The organism is Fretibacterium sp., from assembly GCF_057312375.1.
Map to the genome: position 1 here is coordinate 1,641 of NZ_DBHLDX010000039.1, position 9,387 is coordinate 11,027.

A 9,387-nucleotide genomic window follows, 5' to 3' on the forward strand; every position below is an offset into this window, starting at 1 on the left:
AGCAGGATGGGCGCCGTGTAGCCCGGCTTCACCCCCATCGTCTGCGCCTCCTCCTTCGACGTCAGGTTCGGCATCCCGCTGGCCATCACGGACAAGGAGGGCGCGTGGAGCTTCCCCACGCGGGAAACCTCGCTGCACCCGATGATGATCCCGTCCTCGTCCGTCACCAACACGCCGTACCCCAGCACCTCGCTCGTCATCTCCGCAATGGCCTGCGCCGTCTTTCTGCGCACCCGAACCCCTCCTCCGTGCGATCCGCTGCTGCTCCACAGCGGCGTCTTATGCAAGCGATATTATGCAACAGAACAAAAAAATTTTCCATCCCCCGTTTATTTATATTCCGTCGAATAATGCCGCTCGAAGCCTCTGAATTTATCATAGATTAAATGAGCCGTCAGGATTTTTATTCCCCCCTGCCCGAACCCCTCACAAAACCGAGCGTTGACGCACCGCGTCAGCTCCCGGGGGCGGGGGCGGCAAAACAGAAAAAGGAGGAAGCTTGCAGCATGAGACTGGAACTGCACAAGGTGAAGGTGAAGGACGTCCAGTGGGGCAACGCGACGTGCGTCAAGGACGGCGTCCTCTACGTAAACAAGGAGGAGGCAAAGGCCCTGATCGCCGAGGAGAGCCGCTTCGCCAAGGTGGACCTCGAACTGGCGCGTCCTGGCGAGAGCACCCGCATCATCCCCGTGAAGGACGTGGTGGAGCCGCGGGTGAAGCTGGACCGCAAGGGGTACTACCCAGGGTTCAACAACACCGCCATGGCCCGCTGCGGCGAGGGCAAGACCCTCGTGTTGGACGGCGCGGCCGTGGTGACCTGTGGGCCCATCGTGGCCTTCCAGGAGGGCTTCATCGACATGAGCGGCCCGGGCGCGGTCTACACGCCCTTCTCCGCCACGCAGAACGTGGTGCTGGTGGTGGAGCCCATCAAGGACCTGGAGCAGCATCAGTACGAGCAGGTTCTGCGGGAGGCGGGGCTGAAGCTCGGCGTGTACCTGGCGGACAAGTGCCGCGACGCCAAGCCGGACGTCGTTGATGTCTTCGAGAAGGGCACCGTCCCGGAGGAGAAGGAGAAGTACCCGAACCTGCCTAAGGTGATCTACGTCTGCATGAACATCACCCAGGGGCTTCTGCACGACACCTACGTCTACGGCGCGGACATCCGCCCCTCCCTCCCGACGCTGCTGCATCCCAACGAGGTGCTGGACGGCGCGATGGTTTCCGGAAACTGCGTTTCCGCCTGCGACAAGAACACCACGTGGCACCACGTGCACAACCCCATCGTGGCGGCCCTCTACGCGCGCCACGGCAAGGACCTGAACTTCCTTGGCGTCATCCCCACCCAGGAGAGCACGGTGCTGATGGGCAAGGTCCGCGCGTCCCAGATGAACCTCTCCATCGCTCAGGAGCTTGGCGCGGACGGCGTCATCGTCTCCGAGGAGGGCTACGGCAACCCGGACACGGACCTCTGCATGAACGCCCGCAACTTCGAGCGCGCGGGGATCAAGTCCGTGGTCGTCTCCGACGAGGCCGCAGGGACGGACGGCGCGAGCCAGAGCCTGGCCGACGCCACGCCTGAGATGACGGGCTTCGTGTCCACGGGCAACGTGAACGAGATGCTCGAGGTCCCGGCCATGAAGAACGTCTACGGCTGGCCCGAGTCCATCGCCCACCTGTCGGGCGGCGCGGCCGAGAGCCTGCGCAAGGACGGCTCCATGTACGTGGAGATGCAGGCGATCATCGCCTCGACGGCGGAGATCGGGTTCAACAAGGTCGGCTGCGAGTGGATCTAACCCTGGCTGGAAGGCCGGGAACGGAGCCATTCTTTAAAGAAAGCTTGGACCAGATAAGGAGGATATGACACGATGAAGCGTGTAGTTCACTATATCAACCAGTTCTACGCCGGCATCGGCGGCGAGGAGAAGGCCGACCAGACGCCCTTCTTCAAGGAGGAGCTCATTGGCCCCGGCGTGGGGCTCGCCAAGGAGCTTGGCGACGGCGCGAAGATCGTCGGCACCGTCGTCTGCGGCGACAGCTACTACGGCAACAACACGGACAAGGCGCGGGAGGAGTGCCTGAAGCTCATCCGGGACCTGAAGCCGGACATCCTGATCGCAGGCCCCGCCTTCAACGCCGGACGTTACGGCTTCGCCTGCGGCGACATCGCCTCGGTGGCGGCCGCGGAGCTCAAGATCCCGACGCTGACGGGCATGTACATCGAGAACCCCGGCGTGGAGCTCTACTCCAAGAAGACCTACATCGTCCCCTGCGCGGACAGCGCCCGGGGCATGGGGAAGAACCTGAAGTCCATGGCCGCCCTGGCGCTGAAGTTGCTCTCTGGCGAACCCCTGGGCCCGGCGCGCGTGGAGGGTTACATCCACCGCGGCGTCCGCAAGAACTTCATCCACGAGCAGAACGGCGCCGAGCGCGCGGTGGAGATGCTCCTCAAGAAGCTGAAGGGCGAGGAGTTCCGCACGGAGTACGAGATGCCGAAGTTCAACAAGATCCCGCCGGCAGCCCCCGTCAAGGACATCAAGAAGGCCACGATCGCCCTCGTGAGCTCGGGCGGCATCGTTCCCATCGGGAACCCGGATCACATCCGCGTCTCCTCCGCCGAGAGCTTCGGCACCTACGACATCTCGAAGCTCTCCAGCATGAAGGGCGCCTACGAGTCCATCCACGGCGGCTACGACCGTACCTTCGCCAACGAGGACCCCGACGTGGTGGTCCCGCTGGATGTCATGCGGGAGCTGGAGAAGGAGGGGGTCTTCGCCAAGGTCCACCCCTACTTCTACACGACGACGGGCACGGGCACGGCCGTGGCCTTCGCGGAGAAGTTCGGCAAGGAAATAGGCGCCGAGCTGAAGAAGGCCGGAGTAGACGCGGCCATCCTCACCTCCACCTGAGGCACCTGCACTCGATGCGGTGCATCGATGACGCGCGAGATTGAGAAGGCGGCGGGCATCCCTGTGGTGCAGATTGCGACGATCGTTCCCATCATGATGACGGTGGGCGCTAACCGTATCGTCCCCGGCGTGGCCATCCCCCATCCGGTGGGAGCGCCCCAGCTGGGCGAGGCCGGAGACAAGGCCAAGAGGCGCGAGCTCGTGATGCGCGCTCTCAAGGCCATGCAGACCTCCATCGACGATCAGACGATCTTTGAGGACTGATCTGGAGGGCACGCAGGCCCCGATGGACGGCGGCGCTGTTTTTGAGATCGTGACGAACAACCCCAGGCTGACCGCGGACTTCGCGGTCAGCCATGGGATCGTTTCCGTCCACCGGGTCGAGGGGTCCCCTCTCGACGTCTTGGACAGGGCCGAGGCCCTGCTGCAGGAGGGGCGGACGCTGGTTTCCGCCCCTCTGCCCCCAAACGTCCCCCTCATGCGGGCGCCCTACCGCTCGCTGCTTTTGGCTCAGAGCGCCAGGCGCTACGACGCCGCGGGCCTTCTGTCCATCGGGAAGGCCCGCGAACGGTTGACGACCCAGCGGGCCATCGACGAGGACGCGGGACCGGGCCGCAGCGAGGACTTCGCCCTGATCGACGAGGACCTCCTCTGCAGGGCCCTCCGGGACTCCCGAATCTGCCTCGACCTGAAGGAGGGCGGCACCGCCCCCCTCCCCTGAGCGCCGTTCCTCGTTCGCTCAAAAGCCTTCGGGTGACTAAGCCCCCAAGATTCCTGTGGGGCTTGAATTTTTCAGTAAATGTTATGACCTCCCCGCATGGCGGATATCTTTATCCTTCATGCATTCCTCATAACACCGTGAGGCGCGCTGCGGGCCGGATTTGAGCGTCGGTCCGCGCTTCAAGCGATAAAGCGTTCAATTCAACTTCGATGCTAACGGAAGGTGGTTTTACCATGTCTGAACAGGCTGGACAAAAGCGTGAAACTTGGGGCAGCCGCATCGGCTTCATCCTCTCTGCGGCGGGGTTCTCCATCGGCCTCGGAAACATCTGGCGTTTCCCCTATCTGACGGGAACCTACGGCGGCGGCGCATTCCTGCTCGTCTACGTGCTGATCTGCATCCTGATCGGCTTCCCCCTCTTCACCGCAGAGATCGGCCTGGGGCGCAAGATCAAGCGCACGCCCATCGTGGGCATCAGGGAGTACACCGGGGGCAAGACGACGCCGGCGAACCTGATCGGCTGGGTGGGCTGCATCGCCTGCATCATCCTGATGGCCTACTACATGGTCATCATCGGCTGGATGTTCGCCTACGCTGTAGAGTCCCTCAAGGGCGCGTTCCATGGCGCCACGCCGGACTCGACGAAGGCCATGTTCGGCGAGCTCATGAAGAACCCCGTCAAGATGGCGGGCTACACGCTCTTCGTCGTCTTCACCCTGGGCATCACCGTCACCCAGGGAGTCAAGGACGGCGTGGAGCGCACCTGCAAGTTCCTCCTGCCCATCCTGGGCATCATGCTGATCGTCCTGGCGGTGAACTCCGTCATGATGAAGCCCACCGTCGAGGGGGGCAAAACGGCCCTGGACGGCCTGAAGTGGTACCTGACGCCGGACTTCAGCAAGCTCTCCTGGGAGGCCGTGCTGGCCGCCCTGGGACAGGCCTTCTTCTCCATCGGCATCGGCATCGCCACGGCCGTCGTCTACGGCTCCTACCTGGGCGACGACAGCGACCTCCCCATGGACAGCTTCTGGGTCATCTCCATGGACACGGGCTTCGCCATCGTGGCCGGCGTCGTGGTCTTCCCAGCGCTCTTCTGCTACGGCATGGACCCCACCAGCGGCTTCGGCCTCGTCTTTGAGGCGCTGCCCGTCATCTTCGGACAGATGCCCGGCGGGATGATCTGGGGCGCGATGTTCTTCATCCTGGCTGCCCTGGCGGGCTTCACCTCCGGCATCGGCTACCTCGAGGCCCCGGCCGCCAGCTTCGCCGAGTACTTCAAGGTGAGCCGCAAGGCCTCCACCTGGGGCGTCCTGCTCGTCATGTTCCTGCTGGGCATCCCGGCCATCCTCTCCCTGAACCCCGACCCCGCCAACACCTGGGCCGCTTATAAGATCATGGGCCGCGACATCTTCAACTTCTTCGACCACCTCTCCGGGGACATCATGATGCCGCTCTGCGCCATCCTGGTAGCCCTCTACCTGTCCTTCGACTGGAAGTTCGAGAACTATCGCGCCGACTGCAACCTGGGGGCCAAGGGCTTCATCCGCATCCCCGGATGGATCAGCCTCTTCGTTTCCTACTGCATCCCGCTGGCCCTCATCGTCATCCTCTACCGCGGGCTCTAAAAAACAGCGCTCCGAAAAAACGCGCGCCTCGCACCCCGGGACGGGAGGTCAATCGGCCTCCCGTCCCTTTTTGTGCAAGCGCCTTGCAAATTATTTCACTTGTCTTTATAATACAATAGATAGTTGTCGGTCTTGCGCCGCGCTGAAGACGGCGCGTGGATCTGGCGTCCTTTCATTTGTTTCTGTCTTGTTTTTTAAGGGGGGGCTTCAATGGGGTCTACGGACATTGACGTTACGCGCATCCAGGACATCCTGCTGCGCTACTCGGCCGACCAGACGAACCTGATACCCATCATGCAGGGAGTGCAGGCGCTCTACAACTACCTTCCGCGTCCGGCGCTGGAGATGATCGCGGACTACCTGCACGTCAGCATCTCCAAGGTCTACGGCGTCGCAACCTTCTACGAGAACTTCTCCCTGAACGCGAAGGGGAAGCACATCATCCGCTGCTGCGACGGGACGGCCTGCCACGTCCGGAAGGGCGCCACGATCCTGGGGGCGATCCGGAAGGAGCTGGGCCTGACTGCGGCGCAGAGCACGACGGACGACATGCTCTTCACGGTGGAGATCGTGTCCTGCCTTGGGGCCTGCGGGCTGGGGCCCGTGGTGGTGGTGGACGACGAGGTCCACCCCACGATGACGGTGGACAAGGCCAAGGAGCTTCTGGAGTCCATTCGGGGAAAGGAGGCGACGGCGGGATGACGCGCATCGCGAGCGTCCGGGAGCTGGAGGAGCGGCGGGCCGCTGCGGAAAGGGGCCTGGCCCTTCAGGACAAGAAGGTCGTCGTCTGCTGCGGGACGGGCTGCGTGGCCGGAGGGTCCCTCAAGATCTACGACCGACTGAAAGAGCTCTGCGAGGGAGCGGGGCTGAGCGTTTCCGTGGAGCTGGGACTTGAGCCGGGGCACCGGGACCTTGGCATGAAGAAGAGCGGCTGCATCGGCTTCTGCGAGATGGGGCCCCTCCTGCACATCCAGCCGCTCGACGTCCTCTACACGAGGGTGAGCCTGGAGGACTGCCAGGAGATATTCGAGCGCTCCCTGAAGGGCAACGAAGTGGTGGAGCGCCTGCTCTACCGCGCGGAGGGCGGCACCTGCCGCACGGAGGGAGATATCCCCTTCTACAAGCTGCAGACCCACAACGTTCTGGAGTTCTGCGGAAAGATCGACGCGGTGGACCTGAACGAGTACATCGCGAGGGGAGGCTACGCGGCGCTGGGCAAGGCGCTCCACGACATGACGCCTGAGGCGGTCTGCGACGAGATCGATCGCAGCGGCCTCCGAGGCCGCGGCGGGGCCGGGTTCCCCACCGGGAAGAAGTGGAAGTCCGTCCTCCGTCAGAAGGCTCCCAAGCACTACGTCGTCTGCAACGGCGACGAGGGAGACCCGGGCGCCTTCATGGACTGCTCCATCATGGAGGGGGCCCCCTACCGGATGATCGAGGGCATGACCATCGCCGCCTACGCCGCCCGTTCCGACGAGGGGTACATCTACGTGCGAGCCGAGTACCCTCTGGCGGTGAAGCGCCTGCGGACCGCCATCGACCGGGCCACGGAGGCGGGGCTCCTGGGCGACGGCATCCTGGGCACGGACTTCAGCTTCAGGCTGCACATCAATCAGGGGGCGGGGGCCTTCGTCTGCGGCGAGGGGTCCGCGCTGACCTCCTCCATCGAGGGCAACCGCGGCATGCCCCGCGTGAAGCCGCCCCGCACGGTGGAGCAGGGCCTGTTCGGGAAGCCCACGGTGCTCAACAACGTGGAAACCTACGCCAACGTCCCGAAGATCGTCCAGGAGGGAGCGGACTGGTTCCGGGGCATCGGCACGGAGGGTTCCCCCGGCACCAAGGCCTTCGCCCTCACCGGAAACGTGGTGAACACCGGCCTGATCGAGGTCCCCATGGGGACCACCCTCCGAAAGATCATCTTCGACATCGGAGGCGGCATCCGAAACGGCAAGAAGTTCAAGGCCGTGCAGATCGGCGGCCCCTCAGGGGGATGCCTGTGCCTCGACGAGCACCTCGACCTGCCCCTCGACTTCGACAGCCTGCAGCGGATCGGGGCCATGATCGGGTCGGGCGGCCTCGTGGTCATGGACGAGGACACCTGCATGGTGGAGGTGGCCCGCTTCTTCATGAACTTCACCCAACGGGAGAGCTGCGGCAAGTGCGTGCCCTGCCGCGAGGGCACCAAGCGGATGCTTGAGATCGTGGAGCGGATCGTGGGGGGCCAGGGCCGGCCGGAGGACCTGAACCTGCTGGAGGAACTGGCGGACACCGTGCAGAACACGGCCCTGTGCGGGCTGGGCAAGACCGCGGCCAACCCCGTGACCTCCACCCTGCGCTACTTCCGGGACGAGTACGAGGCCCACGTGTCGGAGAAGCGCTGTCCGGCCAGGGTCTGCCAGAAGATGAAGCGCTTCGAGATCGACGCGGCTCAGTGCAAGGGCTGCACGAAGTGCGCCCGGAGCTGCCCGGTCGGCGCCATCAGCGGCACGGTGAAGGCCCCGCACCTCATCAACGACGGCAAGTGCATCCGATGCGGCGCCTGCATGGAAAACTGTCCCTTCGGGGCGATTCGGGAGGCGTGGTAAATGGGGACGATGATCATCAACGGGCGGCCTGTGGAGTTCACCGACGAGAAGAACGTCCTGGCCGTCATCCACAAGGCCGGCATCGACATGCCGACGCTCTGCTACTACAGCGAGCTGTCCACCTACGGCGCCTGCAGGATGTGCGTGGTGGAGGACGCGCGGGGGAAGATCGACTCCTCCTGCTCCATGGAGCCGAGGGACGGGCTCGAAATCCGCACCAACACTGCCCGCCTGCTGCGCTACCGCAGGATGATCCTCGAGCTCCTGCTGGCGGCCCACGAGTGCGACTGCACGGTCTGCTCCAAGAGCGGTTCCTGCCGCCTCCAGATGCTGGCCCACCGCTACGGCGTGAAGCGCGTTCGCTTCGAGGACACGCGGGAGCGCCTGCCTCAGGACGAGTCCTCCTACGCGATCATCCGCAACCCCAACAAGTGCATCCTGTGCGGCGACTGCGTTCGCGTGTGCAGCGAAATTCAGGGCATGGGGATCCTGGACTTCGTCAACCGCGGCTCCGAGGCGCGGGTCCGCCCCGCCTTCAACGAGCCCATGCTCCACACCCGGTGCATCAGCTGCGGCCAGTGCGCGGCGGTGTGTCCCACCAACGCCATCCGCGTCAGGCGGCACATCGACGACGTGTGGAAGGCTATCTTCGACCCCAAAAAGCGCGTCGTCGCTCAGATCGCACCCGCCGTCCGCGTGGCGCTTGGGGAGCGCTTTGGCCTCGAGCCCGGAGTCAACAGCATCGGCAAGGTCGTGGCCGCCCTGCGAACCCTCGGCTTCGACCACGTGACGGACACGACCCTCGGCGCGGACTTCACCGTCATGGAGGAGGCGGCGGAGCTGATGCAGCGGCTTGAAGACGGCGGGCCCTTCCCCATGTTCACCTCCTGCTGCCCCGCATGGGTGAAGTACTGCGAGAACTGCGCTCCGGACCTCCTGAAGCACCTCTCCACCTGTCGCTCCCCCATGCAGATGTTCTCCCCGGTGATCAAGGCGTACTACGCCCAGGCGGAAGCTGACGGGCGGGAAACCTGCAGCGTGGCGATCATGCCCTGTGCGGCCAAGAAGATGGAGGCCGCGCGGGAGGAGTTTCGGACGAACGGCGTGCCGGACACGGACTACGTCCTGACCACTCAGGAGCTCATCGAGATGATCGAGGAGGCCGGCATCGACTTCGACGCGCTGGTGGATCTGGCCCCGGACATGCCCCTCGGACTGGGCTCCGGCGCGGGTGTGATCTTCGGCACATCGGGCGGCGTGGCGGAGGCGGTGGTCCGCCGCTGTCTGAACAGCAACAAGCAGTACCTGTCCTCGGAGAAGATCGAGATGACCTCCATCCGCGGCTTCGACAACGTGAAGGAGGCCACCCTGACGCTCGCGGGCCAGGAGATTCGCATTGCCGTGGTGCACGGCATGAAGGACGCCCAGCAGCTCATCGCGGAGATCTTCGACGGCCGCCGAAGCTACCACCTGGTGGAGGTCATGTCCTGCAAGGGCGGCTGCGTCGGCGGCGCGGGCCAGCCCTACGGCCTGACCCCCGTGAAGCGGGA

8 protein-coding genes are annotated in these 9,387 nt (G+C 64.5%); 7 read left to right on the forward strand and 1 reads right to left on the reverse strand.

Annotated features, from left to right (window positions below):
- A partial coding sequence (locus ACO41U_RS07015) for a sugar diacid recognition domain-containing protein (protein WP_485942684.1) occupies positions 1–233 on the reverse strand: 233 nt, incomplete at its 3' end.
- 273 nt (positions 234–506) lie between these two features.
- On the opposite strand from ACO41U_RS07015, the gene ACO41U_RS07020 reads away from it, so the two are divergent.
- The 7 genes from ACO41U_RS07020 to ACO41U_RS07050 all read left to right on the forward strand — a co-directional run.
- Positions 507–1,793, forward strand: a complete 1,287-nt coding sequence (locus ACO41U_RS07020) for a glycine/sarcosine/betaine reductase component B subunit (protein ID WP_298777568.1) — start codon at positions 507–509, stop codon at positions 1,791–1,793.
- A gap of 72 nt (positions 1,794–1,865) precedes the next feature.
- Positions 1,866–3,170 (forward strand): glycine/betaine/sarcosine/D-proline family reductase selenoprotein B, encoded by a 1,305-nt coding sequence (locus ACO41U_RS07025; RefSeq protein ID WP_298777566.1) that lies wholly within the window; start codon positions 1,866–1,868, stop codon positions 3,168–3,170.
- 22 nt (positions 3,171–3,192) lie between these two features.
- Positions 3,193–3,627: a GrdX family protein gene (locus tag ACO41U_RS07030; protein WP_485942687.1), complete on the forward strand. Its 435-nt coding sequence runs from the start codon at positions 3,193–3,195 to the stop codon at positions 3,625–3,627.
- A gap of 233 nt (positions 3,628–3,860) precedes the next feature.
- Positions 3,861–5,252: a sodium-dependent transporter gene (locus ACO41U_RS07035; RefSeq protein ID WP_485942689.1), complete on the forward strand. Its 1,392-nt coding sequence runs from the start codon at positions 3,861–3,863 to the stop codon at positions 5,250–5,252.
- A 210-nt stretch (positions 5,253–5,462) separates the two neighbouring features.
- Complete coding sequence (locus ACO41U_RS07040) at positions 5,463–5,954, forward strand: NADH-quinone oxidoreductase subunit NuoE family protein (RefSeq protein ID WP_298777559.1); 492 nt, start codon at positions 5,463–5,465, stop codon at positions 5,952–5,954.
- Complete coding sequence (locus tag ACO41U_RS07045; protein ID WP_485942691.1) at positions 5,951–7,837, forward strand: NADH-ubiquinone oxidoreductase-F iron-sulfur binding region domain-containing protein; 1,887 nt, start codon at positions 5,951–5,953, stop codon at positions 7,835–7,837. Before ACO41U_RS07040 ends, ACO41U_RS07045 begins: the two co-directional genes overlap by 4 nt.
- On the forward strand, positions 7,838–9,387 hold a 1,550-nt coding region (locus ACO41U_RS07050), incomplete at its 3' end, for a [FeFe] hydrogenase, group A (protein WP_485942693.1).